This is a genomic window from Streptomyces sp. NPDC048483, from assembly GCF_040651455.1.
Lineage (GTDB): Bacteria > Actinomycetota > Actinomycetes > Streptomycetales > Streptomycetaceae > Streptomyces.
The window spans coordinates 42,021-59,540 of record NZ_JBEZJZ010000025.1 but is presented as its reverse complement, the minus strand read 5'-3'; the positions used below and the strand labels follow the sequence as shown (position 1 = coordinate 59,540).

Annotated in this window: 18 protein-coding genes and 1 pseudogene; 10 read left to right on the top strand and 9 right to left on the bottom strand. The window is 72.8% G+C overall.

The window, feature by feature from the left end:
* The first annotated feature begins 4 nt into the window (after nt 1-4).
* The 5 genes and pseudogenes from fabG (at nt 5) to AB0D04_RS16030 (ending at nt 4,203) form a co-directional block, all read left to right on the top strand.
* Nucleotides 5-766 (top strand): 3-oxoacyl-ACP reductase FabG, encoded by a 762-nt coding sequence (gene fabG / locus AB0D04_RS16050; protein ID WP_362703258.1) that lies wholly within the window; start codon nt 5-7, stop codon nt 764-766.
* 29 nt (nt 767-795) lie between these two features.
* Nucleotides 796-1,566: an SDR family oxidoreductase gene (locus AB0D04_RS16045; RefSeq protein WP_362703257.1), complete on the top strand. Its 771-nt coding sequence runs from the start codon at nt 796-798 to the stop codon at nt 1,564-1,566.
* Between the two features lie 269 nt (nt 1,567-1,835).
* Nucleotides 1,836-2,799 (top strand): annotated as a pseudogene (locus AB0D04_RS16040) (aldo/keto reductase).
* Between the two features lie 99 nt (nt 2,800-2,898).
* Complete coding sequence (locus AB0D04_RS16035) at nt 2,899-3,618, top strand: uracil-DNA glycosylase (protein WP_362703255.1); 720 nt, start codon at nt 2,899-2,901, stop codon at nt 3,616-3,618.
* Between the two features lie 114 nt (nt 3,619-3,732).
* Nucleotides 3,733-4,203, top strand: coding sequence for a hypothetical protein (locus AB0D04_RS16030; RefSeq protein ID WP_362703254.1), 471 nt, complete (start codon nt 3,733-3,735; stop codon nt 4,201-4,203).
* A 53-nt stretch (nt 4,204-4,256) separates the two neighbouring features.
* On the opposite strand, the gene AB0D04_RS16025 is transcribed toward AB0D04_RS16030, so the two are convergent.
* Nucleotides 4,257-4,850 (bottom strand): TetR/AcrR family transcriptional regulator, encoded by a 594-nt coding sequence (locus AB0D04_RS16025; RefSeq protein ID WP_362703252.1) that lies wholly within the window; start codon nt 4,848-4,850, stop codon nt 4,257-4,259.
* An 80-nt stretch (nt 4,851-4,930) separates the two neighbouring features.
* On the opposite strand from AB0D04_RS16025, the gene AB0D04_RS16020 reads away from it, so the two are divergent.
* Together AB0D04_RS16020 and AB0D04_RS16015 are read left to right on the top strand one after the other, a co-directional pair.
* Nucleotides 4,931-6,151 carry an FAD-dependent monooxygenase gene (locus tag AB0D04_RS16020; RefSeq protein ID WP_362703250.1) on the top strand — a complete coding sequence of 407 codons (1,221 nt, stop codon included), beginning with the start codon at nt 4,931-4,933 and terminating at the stop codon, nt 6,149-6,151.
* Between the two features lie 51 nt (nt 6,152-6,202).
* Complete coding sequence (locus AB0D04_RS16015) at nt 6,203-7,111, top strand: Gfo/Idh/MocA family oxidoreductase (protein WP_362703249.1); 909 nt, start codon at nt 6,203-6,205, stop codon at nt 7,109-7,111.
* Here the strand turns inward: AB0D04_RS16015 and lnt are convergent.
* The 3 genes from lnt to AB0D04_RS16000 form a co-directional block, all read right to left on the bottom strand.
* Entirely contained in the window at nt 7,080-8,612 is a 1,533-nt protein-coding gene (gene lnt, locus AB0D04_RS16010; protein WP_362703248.1) for an apolipoprotein N-acyltransferase, read from the bottom strand. The genes AB0D04_RS16015 and lnt overlap by 32 nt on opposite strands.
* A 30-nt stretch (nt 8,613-8,642) precedes the next feature.
* Entirely contained in the window at nt 8,643-9,155 is a 513-nt protein-coding gene (locus AB0D04_RS16005) for a nuclear transport factor 2 family protein (RefSeq protein ID WP_362703247.1), read from the bottom strand.
* Nucleotides 9,156-9,227: 72 nt separating this feature from the next.
* Nucleotides 9,228-11,180: an ABC transporter ATP-binding protein gene (locus AB0D04_RS16000; protein ID WP_362703245.1), complete on the bottom strand. Its 1,953-nt coding sequence runs from the start codon at nt 11,178-11,180 to the stop codon at nt 9,228-9,230.
* A gap of 237 nt (nt 11,181-11,417) precedes the next feature.
* On the opposite strand from AB0D04_RS16000, the gene AB0D04_RS15995 reads away from it, so the two are divergent.
* On the top strand, nt 11,418-12,230 hold the full coding sequence (locus tag AB0D04_RS15995; RefSeq protein WP_362703244.1) for an ATP-grasp domain-containing protein: 813 nt from the start codon (nt 11,418-11,420) through the stop codon (nt 12,228-12,230).
* A 31-nt stretch (nt 12,231-12,261) separates the two neighbouring features.
* Here the strand turns inward: AB0D04_RS15995 and AB0D04_RS15990 are convergent, their stop codons facing one another.
* Complete coding sequence (locus tag AB0D04_RS15990) at nt 12,262-12,768, bottom strand: helix-turn-helix domain-containing protein (protein ID WP_362703242.1); 507 nt, start codon at nt 12,766-12,768, stop codon at nt 12,262-12,264.
* Nucleotides 12,769-12,879: 111 nt separating this feature from the next.
* Here AB0D04_RS15990 and AB0D04_RS15985 point away from each other — a divergent pair, with 111 nt between their 5' ends.
* Both AB0D04_RS15985 and AB0D04_RS15980 read left to right on the top strand, forming a co-directional pair.
* Entirely contained in the window at nt 12,880-13,647 is a 768-nt protein-coding gene (locus AB0D04_RS15985; protein ID WP_362703240.1) for a methyltransferase domain-containing protein, read from the top strand.
* A 273-nt stretch (nt 13,648-13,920) separates the two neighbouring features.
* A complete protein-coding gene (locus AB0D04_RS15980; protein ID WP_362703239.1) occupies nt 13,921-14,304 on the top strand; it encodes an STAS domain-containing protein in 384 nt (127 codons plus the stop codon).
* A 109-nt stretch (nt 14,305-14,413) separates the two neighbouring features.
* On the opposite strand, the gene AB0D04_RS15975 is transcribed toward AB0D04_RS15980, so the two are convergent.
* From AB0D04_RS15975 to AB0D04_RS15960, 4 genes are all read right to left on the bottom strand, one after another.
* Nucleotides 14,414-14,902: a glutathione peroxidase gene (locus AB0D04_RS15975; protein WP_362703237.1), complete on the bottom strand. Its 489-nt coding sequence runs from the start codon at nt 14,900-14,902 to the stop codon at nt 14,414-14,416.
* A complete protein-coding gene (locus AB0D04_RS15970; RefSeq protein WP_362703236.1) occupies nt 14,862-15,167 on the bottom strand; it encodes a hypothetical protein in 306 nt (101 codons plus the stop codon). Before AB0D04_RS15970 ends, AB0D04_RS15975 begins: the two co-directional genes overlap by 41 nt.
* A gap of 8 nt (nt 15,168-15,175) precedes the next feature.
* Nucleotides 15,176-16,528, bottom strand: a complete 1,353-nt coding sequence (locus tag AB0D04_RS15965; RefSeq protein ID WP_362703235.1) for an SGNH/GDSL hydrolase family protein — start codon at nt 16,526-16,528, stop codon at nt 15,176-15,178.
* 172 nt (nt 16,529-16,700) lie between these two features.
* Nucleotides 16,701-17,504, bottom strand: coding sequence for a TetR/AcrR family transcriptional regulator (locus tag AB0D04_RS15960; protein WP_362703234.1), 804 nt, complete (start codon nt 17,502-17,504; stop codon nt 16,701-16,703).
* Nucleotides 17,505-17,520 lie beyond the last annotated feature (16 nt).

The window sequence follows — 17,520 nt, the reverse complement described above, 5'->3', positions numbered from 1 at the left end:
CCGCATGTCCACCACCGAGCAGCGCGTCGCCATCGTGACGGGCGCGGCCCGCGGTATCGGCGCGGCCACCGCCGTACGCCTGGCCGCCGAAGGCCGCGCCGTCGCCGTACTCGACCTCGACGAGGCGGCCTGCAAGGACACCGTCGAGAAGATCACCGCGGCGGGCGGCAAGGCCATCGCCGTCGGCTGCGACGTCTCGGACGCGGAGCAGGTGGAGGCGGCGGTCGCACGGGTCGCGGCCGAGCTCGGTGCGCCGACCGTGCTCGTCAACAATGCGGGCGTGCTCCGCGACAACCTGCTGTTCAAGATGAGCGAGACCGACTGGGACACGGTCATGAACGTGCATCTGCGGGGCGCGTTCCTGATGTCGCGCGCCTGTCAGAAGCACATGGTCGACGCCAAGTTCGGCCGGATCGTCAACCTCTCCTCCAGCTCGGCGCTCGGCAACCGCGGCCAGGTCAACTACTCCGCCGCCAAGGCCGGACTGCAGGGCTTCACCAAGACCCTGGCCATCGAGCTCGGCAAGTTCGGCGTCACTGCCAACGCCGTCGCCCCCGGCTTCATCGTCACCGACATGACGGCTTCCACCGCCGAGCGCGTCGGCATGGGCTTCGAGGACTTCCAGGCCGCGGCCGCCACCCAGATCCCGGTGCAGCGCGTCGGCCGGCCCGAGGACATCGCCAACGCCATCGCCTTCTTCACGGGCGAGGCGGCCGGGTTCGTCTCCGGCCAGGTCATGTATGTCGCCGGCGGCCCGCTCAACTGACCGCCCCACCGACTCCAGGAGTACGAGACATGACTGAGCAGGACAGCGGGTTCCCCGAGCTCTCGGGCAAGGTGGCGCTGGTCACCGGCGCCAGCCGCGGCATCGGTTACGGCATCGCCGAGGCCCTGATCGCCCGCGGCGACCGGGTCGTCATCACCGGACGCAATGAGGACGCCCTCAAGGAGGCCGCCGAGAAGCTGGGCGCGGACAGGGTGATCGGCGTCGCCGGCAAGGCGCACGACGAGGCCCACCAGGCCGTCGCCGTCGAGCGCGCGATGGAGGCCTTCGGCCGGGTCGACTACCTCGTCAACAATGCCGGTACGAACCCGGTGTTCGGCCCCATCGCCGACCTTGACCTGGGTGTCGCGCGCAAGGTGTTCGAGACCAACGTCGTCTCGGCGCTGGGATTTGCGCAGCGCACCTGGCACGCCTGGCAGAAGGACAACGGCGGCGCGATCGTCAACATCGCCTCCATCGCCGGCCTCAACGCCTCGCCCTTCATCGGCGCGTACGGCATGAGCAAGGCCGCGATGGTGAACCTGACGCAGCAGCTCGCCCACGAGTTCGCGCCGGTGGCCCGGGTCAACTCCATTGCGCCCGCGGTGATCAAGACCAAGTTCGCGGCCGCGCTGTACGAGGACCGTGAGGAGGAGGCGGCGGCCGGCTATCCGATGGCGCGGCTCGGCGTCCCGGCGGACATCGGCGGCGCCGCGGCCTTCCTGCTGTCCGACGCCTCGGGGTGGATCACCGGGCAGACGCTGGTGGTCGACGGCGGGTTGTTCCTCAACGCCGGGGTCTGACGTACGCGACGGCGTGCGCGACGGCACCCGCCGACGTGCGCGACGGCACCCGCTGACATACACCCGCCCACCCCCCCGAAGGGGGGTGGGCGGCGGGGAAAAAATAACGGTGGGTGGGCGGCGGGCCATAGCGGGTGGCCAGCCGGCCCATAGATGGGTGGCCGGCGGGCCCCTGAAAGCCTTGCCTTTGCGTGCGCTCCAAGAGGCAGAGTCCGTGGCGCCGGTCCCTACCGGGGCCGGCATCAGCGGACCTGCCACGGAGGCATGCCATGCACTACCGCACCCTCGGCGGTGATCAGGGGCCTCGGATCAGCGCCGCGTGCCTGGGGACGCTGCCGTTCGGCACCATGGTCGACGAGCGGACCTCGTACGCCATCCTGGACCGCTTCGCCGAGGCCGGCGGCACCTTCCTCGACACCGCGAACCACTACGCCTGCTGGGTGCCCGGCGCCACCGGCGACGAGAGCGAGCTGCTACTCGGCCGCTGGCTGCGCAGCCGGGGCGCGGCCGGCCGTACGGTCGTGGCGACCAAGGCGGGCGCCCGCCCCGACCCGGCCCGCGGTGCCGAGTGGCCCGCCAACGCCGAGGGGCTGGCCGGGCCCGTCCTCCGGGCCGCGCTCGAGGGCAGCCTGCGCCGCCTGGGCACCGGCCGGGTGGATCTCTATTACGCGCACATCGAGGACCGCCGTGTCCCGCTGGAGGAGACCGTCGAGGCGCTGGCCGGGCTCGTCCGGGACGGCCGGGTGGGCACCGTCGGCATCAGCAATCACCCGACCTGGCGGCTCGCCGAGGCCCGGCAGGCCGCCGCCGGGCGCGGGCTGCCCGGCTTCCGGGCCGTACAACAGCGGCACACCTATCTGCGACCGCGCCGCGGCCTGCCGGACGGCCTCCAGAGGGAGACCGACGAGGAGCTCCTCGACTACGCGGCCGCGCATCCCGATCTCACCCTGCTCGGCTACTCGACCCTGATGGCGGGCGCCTACACCCGCGCCGACAAGCCGCTGCCGGAGCGATACGACCATCCGGGGTCGGTGGCGCGGCTGCGGGTGCTGGCGGAGGTCGCGGCGGAGTGCGGGGCCACCGACAACCAGGTGGTGCTGGTGGCTGATGGGCGGGCCGGTGCCGGTGGTGCCGGTGCTCGGGGTGAGTACGGTGGGGCAGCTGGACGAGTGCCTGGCGGCGCTCGATCTCCCGCTGGATCCGTACCAGCGGGCCCGGCTCGACACCGCCTGAGGGGCCGTCGCCCCACTTTTGCCGCCCACTGCCCCGCACCGGGGCCGAGATCCACCGCCCGCGGGCCGCGTTGTCAGAGGTCGCCGGTAAGTTCTCATGATGAGAACGGAACGCACAACGGAGGTTGTTGACGTGGTGACCGACATGCTGCCCGAGTCCTGGCGCGGGGTCCTCGGCGAGGAGTTGGAAAAGCCCTACTTCAAGGAGCTGACCGACTTCGTCGAGGAGGAGCGGGCCAACGGCCCGGTGTACCCGCCGCGTGAGGAGGTCTTCGCGGCGCTGGAGGCCACGCCGTACGACCAGGTGAAGGTGCTGGTCCTCGGGCAGGACCCGTATCACGGCGCGGGCCAGGGCCATGGCCTGTGCTTCTCCGTGCAGCCCGGTGTCAAGACGCCGCCGTCGCTGCGCAACATCTACAAGGAGATGAAGGAGGAGCTGGGCCACCCGGTTCCGGACAACGGCTATCTGATGCCGTGGGCCAAGCAGGGCGTGCTGCTGCTGAACGCCGTGCTCACGGTCCGCGAGGCCGAGGCCAACTCCCACAAGGGCAAGGGGTGGGAGAAGGTCACCGACGCGGTGATCCGAGCCGTGGCCGCCCGTCCCGACCCGGCGGTGTTCGTGCTCTGGGGGAATTACGCCAAGAAGAAGCTGCCGCTGATCGACGAGGAGCGGCATGCGGTGGTGCAGGGGGCGCACCCCTCCCCGCTGTCGGCGAAGAAGTTCTTCGGGTCCCGCCCCTTCACCCAGATCAATGAGGCGATCGCCGCCCAGGGCCACGCCCCGATCGACTGGCGCATCCCCGACCTGAAGCAGGGCTGAGCCGGCCCTCCGCGCGCCGCCCACGCCGCGCGGAGGCTTCCCCCGGCGGTTAGCGTCGGGGGAAGGGCCGGGGCGGCCACGCCCTGGGGTGGCGAGCGATGCGGGGTGAGTGCGGTGGAGGACCAGCGGGAGGAGGCGCCCCTGGACGGCGTGCTCATCCGGATCGGTCAGGCGATCATGTTGCATCGTGCCGGCGACCGGGAAGAGGCGCGCAACCGTCTCTCCGAGCTGTGGCACGAGATCGGGCCGTACGGGGACGCCTACCACCGCTGTGCCCTCGCCCACTACATGGCGGACACCCAGGACGACCCGCGGGACGAACTCGACTGGGACCTTCGCGCCCTCGACGCGGCCGAGGGCTGTGTCACCGAACGGGCCGACGACACGGACACCGGCGCCCTGCGCGCCTTCTTCCCCTCCCTGCACCTCAACCTCGCCGCCGACTATGTCGCCCTGAACCGCCCGGCCGACGCCCGCGCCCAGCTGCTACGGGCCCGCGCCTCGACCCATGGGCTGGCCGACGGCGAATACCGCCAGGGGCTGCGGGAGGCCATCGACCGGCTGGCGGTCCGGCTGGAGCAATAGCGCCCTCCTGGACGCCGCGCCCGGGAGCCGCGCTCAGGAGCCGTCCCCGGGAGTCATCCCCTCAGCATCCCGTCCAGCAGTTCCGCGCAGGAGGTGCGCAGCGCGGCCCGGGTGGGTACGGCGGTGTGGAACTGCCCCGCCGTACAGGAGAACAGCACCCCGTCGCACCAGGCGATCAGGCCGAGCGTGTGCCGCTCGGGGGCGGTGGAGCCGGCCGCCGTCAGCATCGCGGTCATCGGTGCCCGGAAGGCCGCACCGGCCCGGTCGTAGAGGGCCCGCAGCTCGGGCCGGCGGGTCGCCTCCAGGGCCAGTTCGTAGCGGGCGACGAGCAGCTGCCGGTGGCGGGTGAGGTAGCGGTGCAGGGCCAGGGAGAGCGCGTCGGCGATCGCCGACGGCTCCGCACCGCCGGTGGCCTGCGGCATCTCGCGCGGTGTGAGAACCGCCGCCTCACGCTCGGTCAGCCGCCGTACCGCCGTCTCCAGCAATGCCGCGCGGGTGCGCGCGAGATTCGATGTGGAGCCCTGCGGCAGCCCCGCCGCCTCGTCGACGGCCCGGTGGGTCAGGCCCCGCATCCCGCGTTCGGCGAGCAGGGCCAGGGCGGTGTCGGCGATCAGCTCATGACGCGGGGCGGCGCTGCGGGCGTTCATGGCAGGTGAGCCTATCGCGTCGACTACAGGTGTAGTAGCCTCGCACTACAGGTGTAGTTGGAGGGTGAGGGGAGCGGGCCATGAGCGAGCACACCGCAATCGTGATCGGTGGAGGGATCGGGGGACTCACCGCCGCGGTGGCGCTGCACCGCCGCGGCTGGGCGGTCACCGTCCTCGAGCGCGCCGCCGCGCTGGAACCCGTCGGCGCGGGTATCGGGCTGGCCCCCAACGCCCAGCGCGCCCTGGACACCCTCGGCGCGGGCGACGCCGTGCGCGCCATCGCGGCCGGCCAGACCGTCGGCGCACTCCGCCTCCCCAGCGGCCGCCGGCTGGCCCGTACGGACAGCGCCGCGGCCGTCCGGCGCTTCGGCGGCCCGGTCGTCGTCGCCCACCGCGCCGATTTCGTCGCCCTGCTCGCGGCCCGGCTGCCCGCGGGCGCCGTACGCACCGGTGCCGCCGCCACGCTCGTCGACGAGGGCGACCCGGCCCCGGGCGGCCGCCCCGCGCGGGTGCGGATCGGCGCGGAGGAGTGCGCCGCGGACCTCGTCGTCGGCGCCGATGGCATCCACTCCGCGGTCCGCCGCGCCCTCTTCCCGGGCCACCCCGAGCCCCGCTACGCCGGATTCACCGCCTGGCGCTTCGTGGTGCCCGCGCCCGACGCACCCTTCACGCCGCACGAGACATGGGGACCCGGAGGCCTATGGGGCTCGCAGCCGTTGCACGACGGGCGGGTGTACGCGTATGCCACCGCGGCCCTGCCGCCCGGCGGGCGGGCCGCCGACGGTGACGAACGGGCCGAACTGCTGCGCCGTTTCGGCGACTGGCACCACCCGGTGCCCGCGCTGCTCGCCGCCGCCGACCCGGCCGCCGTCCTCCGTAACGACGTCCGTACCGCGGCCGCCCCGCCGCCCGCCTTCCACCAGGGACGGGTCGCCCTGCTCGGCGACGCCGTTCACCCCATGACACCCAACCTCGGCCAGGGCGGCTGCCAGGCCATCGAGGACGCCGTCGTGCTCGCCCACGAGGCCGCCCCGGACGGCGACCTCGGCGCCGCGCTCGCCCTGTACACCCGGCAGCGGCTGCCGCGCACCATGGAGGTGGTGCGCCGGGCGCAGCGGATCGGCCGGCTGACGACGTGGCGGGCCCGGCCCGCGTGCGCGCTCCGCGCGGCGCTGATGGCCGCCACCGCCTTCCCCCAAGGACTCCGACGACTCCGTCCAGGGGGGACCCCCACCGCGCCGGATCTCGCGCTGCGCTCCCTGGACGGCATCGCCGACTGGCGTCCCCCGGCCGCCACGTAAGCTTCCGGAGAAGGCCCAGGAAGAACAACCGGGGAAGACCAAGGAGTACGTGTGAAGGTCGGCTGCATCGGACTCGGCGACATCGCCCAGAAGGCGTATCTCCCCGTACTGGGCGCGCAGCCCGGCGTCGAGCTGCACCTGCAGACCCGCACTCCGGCCACCCTCCAACGGGTCGGCGGCACCTACCGGTTGACCGGCCGGGAACTGCACACGGACCTGGACTCGCTGCTCTCCGTGGGCCTGGACGCGGCCTTTGTGCATGCGCCGACGGCCGTGCACCCCGAGATCGTGACCCGGCTCATCGAGGCCGGCGTACCGACCTATGTCGACAAGCCGATTTCCTATGAACTCGCCGAGTCGGAACGCATCGTGCGGCTCGCCGAGGACCGGGGCGTCGGGCTGACCGTCGGCTTCAACCGCCGCTACGCGCCCGCCTACGCCCAGTGCCGGGAGCATGCCCGCGATCTGATCCTGATGCAGAAGAACCGCGTCGGCCTGCCCGAGGACCCGCGCACCCTGGTGCTGGACGACTTCATCCATGTCGTCGACACCCTGCGGTTCCTCGTTCCCCGCGAGATCGACCACATCGACGTACGGGCCAGGATGCGCGACGGGCTGATGGAACATGTCGTGCTCCAGCTCTCCGGCGACGGCTTCACGGCCATCGGCACCATGAACCGGCTCAGCGGCTCCGCGGAGGAGATCCTGGAGGTCTCCGGCCAGGACACCAAGCGTCAGGTCGTGAACCTCGCCGAGATCATCGACCACAAGGGGCAGCCGAGCGTGCGGCGACGCGGCGACTGGGTGCCGGTCGCCCGGCAGCGCGGCATCGAGCAGATCGTGCTGGCGTTCCTGGACGACGTACGGGCCGGGCGGCAGCCGTCGGCCGCGGACGCGCTGCGCACCCATGAGCTGTGCGAACGGGTGGTCACCGAGGCTCTCGCGCAGGCCGCAGGCTGAGCGCCCGCAGACCCGTGTACGCACCGGCGAGCACCAGCGCGCCCATCGCCCCGTACAGTGCCCAGTCGCCCAGCCGGGTGTACGGGCTGGTGCCCCGGGCCAACGGGAGCGCGTAGACGGCCGCCGCGCTGCGCCCGGTGCCCAGCCGCTCGCCGACCGGCTCGCCCCGGGGGCCGTACACCGCGCTGATCCCGGTGAGCGTGGCGTGCACCATCGGGCGCCAGTTCTCCGCGGCGCGCAGCGCGGCCAGCGAGGCGTGCTGGGCCGGTGCCCAGCTCTCCTGGAAGGTCGAGGTGGAGGACTGGGCGACCAGTACCCGGGCACCGTCGTGCGCCAGGTGGCGGCTCATGTCGGGAAAGGCGGTCTCGAAGCAGACGAGCGGGCCGATGCGGAGGCCGCCCGCGGTGGCGACCGGCATCACCACCTGGTGGGTGCCGCGGATCCGGTCGGTGGTCGCGGCCCTGCCCACCCGCGTCGCCCAGCCCAGGACGGACCTGGCCGGTATGTACTCGCCGAAGGGCACCAGCCGCATCTTGGCGTAGCGGTCGCCGGTCGGCCCGTGCGGCCCGATCAGTACCGCACTCTTCTCGATACCCGGCCGGCCGTTGCGCCGTGCATCCGCGTTGACCAGCAGGTCCGCGCCGGTCTGCCGGGACAGCGCGGCGAGCCGGGCGGCGAGCGCGGGATGCTCGGCCGGATCCTGGTAGAGGCTGCTCTCGCCCCAGACGACGAGGCGTACGCCGCGGCCCGCCAGCGACCGGGTCAGCGACTCGCTCCGGGCCAGCCGCTCCGTGGGCGTGCCGGTGAGGCCCGGCTGGACGACGGCGATACGTACCGTGCCGGCGGGTCTGGGCACCGGCGCCCAGAACCAGGCCGCGCTACCCGCCAGGGCGCACACCAGCAGCCCGGTGACGGCCGGCCGCCATGCCGCGGGCCGGGCGATCAGCTCGGCCAGGGCGGTGTTCACCGCCACGATCAGCAGGCTCAGCAGCCACACCCCGCCGATCGACGCCAGCCGCAAGGCGGGCGGCACCTGCCACTGGCTGGCGCCGAGCAGCCCCCAGGGGCCGCCCAAGTACTCCCAGGAACGGACCAGTTCCACCATCAGCCAGCCCGACGGCACCAGCACCAGCGCGGCGGCGCAGCGCCCGGCACCCGGCGCACCCCCCAGCAACGCGCGCACCAGGATCCCCCACGGCGCCCACAGCGCACCCAGCAGCAGCGCCAGCACCAGAATGAAGACGTGCAGGTTCGGCAGCAGCCACTGATGGACGGCCAGCATGAATCCGGCGCCGCCCAGCCACCCGTCCAGGGCCGCACGCCGTACGGTCGGCGCCGAGCGCACCAGCAGCAGCCAGGGGACGAGCGCGGCATACGCCGCCCACCACCAGGACGGCGCCGGAAAGACGAGCACCGGCAGTGCCCCGGCCAGCGCGGCCGCCAGGCCCCGCCACCAGGGGGAGCCGAGCCATCGCGCCCGGTCGCCGAGCGGTCCGTGCATCCCGTCTCCCTCCGCAGGCACCTGAGTGGATCATTCCCCGGCCGACACCACCTCGCGCCATTTCTCGTGGACGACGACCTCGGTCAGCCGCCAGCCGTCGGGGGTGCGGCGGGCGGCGAAGGCGTACCGGCCGGCACAGGTGTAATTGGGGGTGGTGGCGGCGTCACCGGACTCCGCGGCCTCCCCTGAGCCCTCGGCTGCGCCCGAGACGCCGTCGTCGAGCCGCATCGGGTTGAGGTAGTCCGCCTGGACGGTGGCCGTGTCGCCCGGTGCGCCGTCCCGCCGGGCGAGAGTGATCCGGCGGTTGACGATCAGGTGCTGTCGTATCGAGAAGTGGCGCAGCACCTCGGTGAGCCAGTCCGCGATCTCCGCGGTGCTGCCTTCGATGCCGCCCGCGGAGCGGTAGTCGGCCCGGCCGTCGTTGGTGAACAGGGCCCGGTAGCCGGGCCAGTCCCCGTCGTCGAGGGCGATCGCGTACCCGGTGACCAGATCGTCGATCGCGAGGCGGTCCATGACAGTCGAGTGTTCCGCGCGCTGCGTCATTGCCTCAGTTTTCGGCATACGGAGGCCCCCGCCAAGAGAGCGGGGGCCATGCGGCGAGGTCTCACCCCACGATCACCCCACCAGCACCGTGTCCTCGTCGGACCCCTCGCCCGCATCCTGGCCGGAATCCGCCCCGGTGGCCGTTTCGGCATCCGCCCGGTCGCCCTCCGAGGCGAACTGCGTCCGGTACAGCTCGGCATACCGTCCGTCGGCCGCCAGCAGCGTCTCGTGGGTGCCGCGCTCGACGATGCGGCCGCCCTCCACGACGAGGATCAGGTCGGCGGCCCGTACGGTCGACAGCCGGTGGGCGATCACCAGCGCGGTCCGGCCGTCCAAGGCCTCGGTGAGCGCCTCCTGGACGGCGGCCTCGGAGGTGTTGTCCAGGTGGGCGGTGGCCTCGTCCAGGATGACGACGCGGGGGTGGGCGAGCAGCAGCCTGGCGATCGTCAGGCGCTGGCGTTCGCCGCCGGAGAGCCGGTAGCCGCGCTCACCGACGACGGTGTCCAGGCCGTCGGGCAGGCTGCGGATCAGCTCCTCCAGGCGGGCCCGTCGCAGCGCGCCCCACAGTTCCTCCTCGGCCGCCTCCGGCCTGGCCAGCAGCAGGTTCTCGCGGATCGTGTCGTGGAAGAGGTGCCCGTCCTGGGTGACCATGCCGAGCGCTTCGCGCAGCGAGGCGGCGGTCAGATCGCGGACGTCCACACCGGCCAGCCGGACCGCGCCGCCATCGGCGTCGTACAGCCGCGGCAGCAGCTGCGCGATGGTCGACTTGCCCGCGCCCGAGGAGCCGACCAGGGCGACCATCTGGCCCGGCTCGGCACGGAAGGAGATGCCGTGCAGGACCTGCTCGCCGCCCCGGGTGTCCAGGGTGGCGACCTCCTCCAGGGAGGCGAGGGAGACCTTGTCGGCGGACGGGTAGCCGAAGCGTACGGAGTCGAACTCCACCGACACCGGGCCCTCGGGCACCCCGCGGGCGTCCGGCTTCTCGGTGATCAGCGGCTTGAGGTCCAGCACCTCGAAGACCCGCTCGAAGCTGACCAGCGCGCTCATCACCTCGATGTGCGCGCCGGACAGGGCGGTCAGCGGGGCGTAGAGCCGGGTGAGCAGCAGGGCGAGCGAGACGATTGCCCCGGGCTCCAGGTGGCCGCGCAGCGCGAGGAAGCCGCCGAGCCCGTAGACCACGGCCAGTGCCAGCGCGGAGACCAGGGTGAGGGCGGTGACGAAGTACGTCTGCACCATCGCCGAACGCACCCCGATGTCGCGCACCCGACGGGCGCGGGTGGCGAATTCGGCGGATTCGTGGGACGGCCGGCCCATCAGCTTCACCAGGGTGGCGCCCGGCGCGGAGAACCGTTCCGTCATCTGCGTGCCCATGGTGGCGTTGTGGTCGGCACCCTCGCGCCGCAGCGCCGCCAGCCGTCGGCCGACCCGCCGGGCGGGCAGCACGAACACCGGCAGCAGGACGAGCGCGATCAGGGTGATCTGCCAGGACAGGCTCAGCATCACCACGAGGGTCAGCAGCAGCGTCGCGATATTGCTGACGACCCCGGAGAGAGTGTCGCTGAAGGCCCGCTGTGCGCCGATCACATCGTTGTTCAGGCGGCTGACCAGCGCTCCGGTGCGGGTGCGGGTGAAGAACGCGATCGGCATCCGCTGGACGTGGTCGTACACGGTCGTCCGCAGATCCAGGATCAGCCCCTCGCCGAGGCTCGCCGACAGCCACCGGGTCAGCAGGCCCAGCCCCGCCTCGGCAACCGCGATGACGGCGATCAGCCCGGACAGGGCGAGCACGACGGTGGCGGAATCGTGGTTCCAGATCGCGTCGACGACCCGGCCCGCGAGCAGCGGGGTGGCCACCGCGAGCATCGCGGTCACGGTGCTCAGCACCAGGAACCACACCAGGCGCCGCCGGTGCGGCCGGGCGAAGGCCGCGATACGGCGCAGGGTCCCGCGGGAGAAGCGCCCGTTGCCCTGCTGGGCGGTCATCGAACTGTGCAGCGCATGCCAGGCGGTGACTTCCATGTCCATGGTGGACTCCTGTCTGTCGGGGTCGTCACGGGATCGCCGTGAGGACCGGCGACATAAAAGGAACCTAGGACCTCAACCAATATTGAGGTCAAGGGATTCCCGTACGGTCACCCTCAAGGGCCCGTGCGGACCCCTCTAAGGACGCCTGCCGGGCCGGAAAACCATCGGGAATCCGCCGCGGCCGTGGCCAGGGCCTGCCCGATGGGTCAGGGCCGGACAGGCCCTAGGCTGACCGGCATGCGACACGGGGGAGCGGCGGCGGCCACGCAGACGGCACGGACGGACGACGGCTCGGCCGCGACGCTCCTCCTGCCGCCGCGCCTCACCGCATCGGCCACCGAACTGCGCGACACCGCCCGCCGGCGCGGACTGCACACCGTCCAGCTGCCCACCTTCACCCTCCCGCACGGGCTGCGTGCCTCGCATGTGCACGCCGGTCCGGCGTTCGCCGACGCGGTGGCCGCCCCGCTCGGCATCGCCCCGCTCGAAGCCCCCGCACACTGGCTCGCCGACCTGCCCCGCGACCTCGTACGGCGCGAGATCCGCGCCCTCCCGGTCCGTGAGGCGTACGCCCTGCGCCGGCCCGTCTTCGTCAAGTCACCCAACGACAAGGGCATCCGCGCCATGGTCTACGCCGACGGCTCCCGGCTGCCCGGCCCCGACGCCGTCGACCCCGACACGCTCGTACTGGTCTCCGACGTCGTGACCTTCGCCGTCGAATACCGCCTCTATCTCCTGGACGGCGAGGTACGCACCGGCAGCCGCTACGCCGAGGACGGGCGCCTGAGCCCCGGCCCGCTCATCCCGGACGCGGCCGCCTTCGGCGCCGAACTCCTCGGGCGCCGCGGCGCCGGCCTGCCCTCCGCGATCGTCGTCGACATCGGCCGCCTCGACGGCCACTGGGCGGTCATCGAGGCCAATGCGGCCTGGGCGAGCGGCCGCTACACCAGCGACCCGGACCTGGCCCTGGACACGGTGCTGCGGGCCGCGGGCCCGGTGGAGCGGGTGCCGGCGCGCGATCTGCCGTTCGTCAGGGCGGCGGCACGGTGACGCGCACCGCCCCGCCGTGAGCCGCGGCCGCTCAGGGGGCCTGCCGCGCTGCGATCAGCGGGCCGATCAGCCGCGTTCCGGGGCCGACCCGGCCGCCGGGCCCGGGGAGCGCGGTGGTGTTGTCCACGGTGAGCGGCTCGCCGCAGTGCGCGCAGGTGGCCACCATCGTGGTGTCCCGGTCGCAGGTCAGGTGATGGATGCGGGCCGGCGGGCCCGCCTCGCCCGCGTACCAGCGGTCGCCCCAGGCCGTGAGCGCCAGCAGCACCGGATAGAGCTCCTTGCCCTTGGTCGTCGCGACATAGTGCTCGCGCGGCGGCCGCTCCTGATAGCGCTCGCGGGTCAGTACGCCCTCCTCGACCAGCCGCGACAGCCGGGCGGTGAGGACCTTGCGGGAGATGCCGAGGTCCTCGGCGAGTGCGTCGAACCTGCCGATCCCGGTCAGGACGTCCCGCATGATCAGCGCCGTCCAGGCGTCGCCGAACAGATCGGTGGCGCGGGCGATCGAGCAGGCCACGTCGGAGAGGGGAGTGCGGGTCACCCTTCGAGGCTATCCGAGTTCCCTCAGGAGACCCGGCGATGCTAGGTTCCCTGAGGGAACTCGGCCGCTCCGGGGACGCCGGCGCGGGCGGTCCGACAGAGGAGAAACGCCATGGGCAGCGCCCCACTGATCGCACTGGACTCCACCGACCCGGAGGCCGTCGACGGCCGCCAGATCCGCGCCGCTGCCTTCCAGGACGTACGGCTCGCCTACACCGCCACCGTCCTCGAGGGCCTCGGCCGCGCCGCCTCCGGGCGGGCCCTCGTCGTGGGCAGCGGCCGCGGCCTGCTGGCGCGCGGCCTGGCCCGGCTCGGCTTCGACGTCACCGCCGTGGACCCGTCCCCCACCGCGACCACGATGGCGCGCACCGCCGCCGAACGGGACGGCCTCGAGATCGCGCACCGCACCGCGCCCGCGGAGGACCCCGGCCTCTCCGCCGCCGCGTTCGATCTGATCTACCTCGCCGACACGCTGGAGATCACCGCCGACCCCGACCGGGTGATCGAGCAGGCCGCCCGCGCCCTCAAGCCCGACGGCGTCCTCGTCTACGACACCGTCAACCGCACCCCGGTCTCCCGCCTGGTCTATCTGGTGGCCTTCCAGCGCCTGCCGATGACCCGCGTCGTACCCGCCGGCCGCTACGCCGCCCGCCGGCTCCGCACCCCGGCGGAGGTCGTCGCCCTCCTGGCGCGCCACGGTCTGCGCAACGACGACATCTGCCATTTCAAGCCACGCAGCGTACGGAGTCTGCTGGCGGCGGTCCTCGGGCGCCGCCGCGGCCGGATCACCGACGACGAGATCGCGGGCGTGGTCGGCTTCGAACTCGCCCCGGGAACCCACCCGTTGGTGACCTATCTCGGTTACGCGCGGACCGCGTGAGTGCGGCCGGCCCGGCGGCCGGGCGCCGAGCAGCCCTGTGAACAGGCCCGCCGCAATTGAGACAACCTCATTACGTGGCTCTGACCAGGACTTGACACCATGACAGGCGGGTAAGCCGTAGAACGTCACGCACAGCAGCGACGTCAGGGCACAGCCGACGACCGGATACGGATGCGTCCGCCCGGATCGCGCCGGGCGCCTCCCTCTTTTCCTGTATGCCTTCGCCACCTGCGTGGCGCTGTTCGCTCCCTGGCATGAAAGTGGGTCGGGCTGATGGCCGAGAGCCACAACTACCAAGAATTCGTCGGCCACATCCGCGAGGCGGGCGGCACGATCGTGCTCGAGCTCCGCGGGGAGTGGGACATTCTCGCCGTGTCGGTGGTCGCCGAGCGGCTGGACGCGCTGACCGGCTCGCAGCGCCCCGATCTCGTCCTCGACGTGAGCGGGGTGACCTTCATGGACTGCGCCGGGCTGGGCCTGCTCTGCCGCGCCCGGTACCGGGCGCGGCGCCGGGGCGGGCGGCTGCGGCTGACCGGGGTCACGGACGACGGGTGGGTCGCGCGACTGCTGCGGATGGCCTCGATGGCCGGCGAGTTCGAGGTGGTGGCCGAGGCGATCGCGGGGGCCACCTGCCTGGCCGACTGCGTGGCCGTCTGACCGGTGCAGGACCGACGGATGGTGGGAAGGGCGATGGAGGCGGCGGAGGGCCGTACGCCGCCGGGCCGGGCCGCTGGTGCCGGCCGGCCCGGGGCGGGGCCGTGGTGGATCAGGCCGGCAGGGCCGCCTCGATGGCCGCGACCAGCTCATCGGCCTCCGGCTCGGTGCGTGGCCGGAACCGGCCCACGACCTCGCCCTGATGGTCGATCAGGAACTTCTCGAAGTTCCACTGCACGTCCCCGGCCGCGCCCTCCGCGTCCTCGGTGCCGGTCAGCTCGGCGTACAGCGGATGCCGGTCGGCGCCCTTGACATCGGTCTTCTCGAACAGCGGGAAGCTGACACCGTAGGTCGTCGAGCAGAACGTGGCGATCTCCTCGGCGGTGCCCGGCTCCTGGCCGGCGAACTGGTTGCTGGGGAAGCCCAGCACGCTGAAGCCGCGGTCGGCGTAGCGCTCCTGGAGCCGCTCCAGGCCCGAGTACTGCGGGGTCAGCCCGCATTTGGACGCCACATTGACCACCAGCAGTGCGCGGCCGCGGTAGTCGTCGAGCGAAGCGGGCTCACCGGTCAGGGTGCGCAGCGGAATGTCGTACAGGTTCACGGTCAAGCTCCTCAATGCGGTTTCGCGGATCGTCCCTGCGGTTCCGCGGATAGTGACGGCCATCTTCGCTTCCCACAGCGGCGCCCGGCTTGATCTTCCCGGAATCGTCGACCGGCCACGACACCACCGGCTGGAGCGCGCCCGCGCGCCACTCCCTGAGCAGCTGGTCGAAGATCGGCGTCGGCTCTTCGGGGGACCGGCGGGCATACGGGGGCGAGAGGGAGAGGCGCTGAAAAATATGACCCGTAGTCTTTTTGGTGTCCATGTCCGGACTCAACCGGGAGAGCGCTGCCCTGGTTGCGGTGCGCACGCGGGACGGCCGCGAGATGTGCCTGAGCCGGTGACGGGCAGAAGATACGTTCCCGCGCGGCCCAGTGCCGACAGGTCCACCGCATGGGCCATGGCGTGCATGCCGGCGGTGTTCGGATGCACCCCGTCGCCGCTGTTGTAGGTGCGCCGCAGCCGCCGGGGCGCGGCCGGATCGCGCAGGGCCGCATCGAAGTCGACCACGCCGTCAAAGGCCCGTCCGGTACGGATCCAGTGGTTGACCTGCGTCCGCATCCGTTCGCCCGCCGGGCCCAGGAGGGCGTTCGGGGTGATGGTGCCGGCGTGCAGCGCGATCCCGGCGGCGTGCGCCCGGTGGGCCAGCGAGGCCAGCCCCGCGATCACTTGGCCGGCGGTCACCCGGGAGCCCCGGTGCACCCCGGCGCCCGCCCCCAGGTCGTTGGTGCCAAGAAGCACGATCGCGTCGGAAACGGCCGTCTGCCGCAGCACATCGCGGGCGAACCGGGCCTCGCCGTTGACCCCGAGGTGGATCCGCCCGTCGGCCCCGGTCCCTACGTCGCTCAGCAACCGGTTGCCGCCGATGCCCGCGTTGACGACGGAGAGCCCGTGGCCGTCCTGTGCGGCCGCGGCCAGCCGCCGGGCCAGCACGTCCGGCCAGCGCAGATTGATGTCGTCGGGGATTTTGTCGCCCTCGGTGATGGAGTCGCCGAAAGCTACCACCGTACGGTCCGCGGTCGCCGCGGCGACGTCCACGCCTTCCAGGAAGAACCAGGACAGCGTCCGGTGGTGGAAGGCCGAGCCGCTGTCGTCGGCGGTGTGATCGCCCCGTGTGGACAGGTAGCTGGTCTGCTTCGCCATGCCGTGCCAGGTGGTGGGTCCGGTCGGGATCGGCAGATGGATGCTCACCACCAGGTCGCGGTCGGCGTGGACGGTCAGCCGTACGGGATCGCTGACGACCTCCGCGCCCACCGGGACGGTGGCCGAGCGGTGCCCGGCGAAGGTCACCCGGCGCCGCGTCCCCGGCACGGTGGCCGCGCCCTTGGCGCGTCGCGCGACCGTCACCGCGCCCAGGTCCAGCGGCCGGGTGCCGTACAGGTTGGACAGGCGCAGCCGGACCTGGTCGCCACCGACCGAGAGGTGCACGACCAGGCGGAGGGTGCGGTGGGCGAATCCGTGGACGGACCGGCCCCTGCGGGCGGGCGGGGTGAGGGCGGTGGCCCACCCGCCGACCCAGTGGCGGGTCGCGGCCGCGGGTGACGCCGGTGTCGCGGTGGCTCCCAGGATGCCGAGTGATGCCGTGCCGGCCAGGAGTGATCTGCGGGGCAGGGACCGTCCACGCACAGCGTGCCTCCTGTTGTCCGTCACTTCGCGGGCCGGCGCTTGGTCATGGTCCACGGACGGGGGCCCGGCCGGCTTCGTACACGCCGTTCTCGTCCTTCTGGCGGCACCCGAGTGGCTGTCGGCAGGGCGCGCGGGAGGAGCGGGACGCGGCCGGCGCGGCGTCAGGCCGCCGTCACCGGCCGGTCTTCTCCATCGTCGCCGCGATCCCGTCCAGGATGACGGCCAGGCCGACCTCGAAGGTGGTCTTCGCCTCGCGCTCCATGTACGGCTCCGCGCTGCCCGAGTGCGGTGTGGCGCCCTCGGTCTCGAGGCGGACCAGGAGCGGGAAGCGGTGCTGGAAGTCGGGCACGACCTCGCCCAGCACGGTGGAGCGGGACTGCCACCACTCCTCGTCGGACACTCCCGTCGCCGCCGCGGCCAGCCGCGATTCGGTGACGGTCTGCGCGGCGCCGCGGACGAAGTGGAAGAGGGCGCCGACGATGCGGCGCAGTACGGCGGAGTCCAGCTCGGTGGCGTACAGCAGCCGTACCAGCGTCTCCAGCGCGCCGTATTCGTTCGGCCCGAGCACCGGCCGGACCTGGGAGACCTGGAGCACCCAGGGGTGGCGCAGATAGAACTCCCAGGTGTCCTCCGCCCAGGACGTCACGGCGGATCGCCAGCCCGGCGCGAGGTCGTAGTCGGCGGGCAGTTCGGCCAGCGCCCGGTCGTACATCAGGTCCACCAGCTCGCTCTTGCTGGGGACGTAGGTGTACAGCGCCATCGCGGTCCGCCCGAGGCGCTCGCCGACCGCGCGCATGGACAGCGCGGCCAGGCCCTCGGCGTCGGCGACCTCGATCGCCGCGTCCACGATCGCGTCCACGCTCAGCGCCGGTTTGGGGCCGGGCGCCGAGCGCTTCCCGGCCGCTTCCTTGTCCTTGGCGCGCCACAGCAGGGACATCGAACGGCGGGCGTCGCCCTGGCCGGCGAAGAGAACCACTTGCCATCTCCTTACG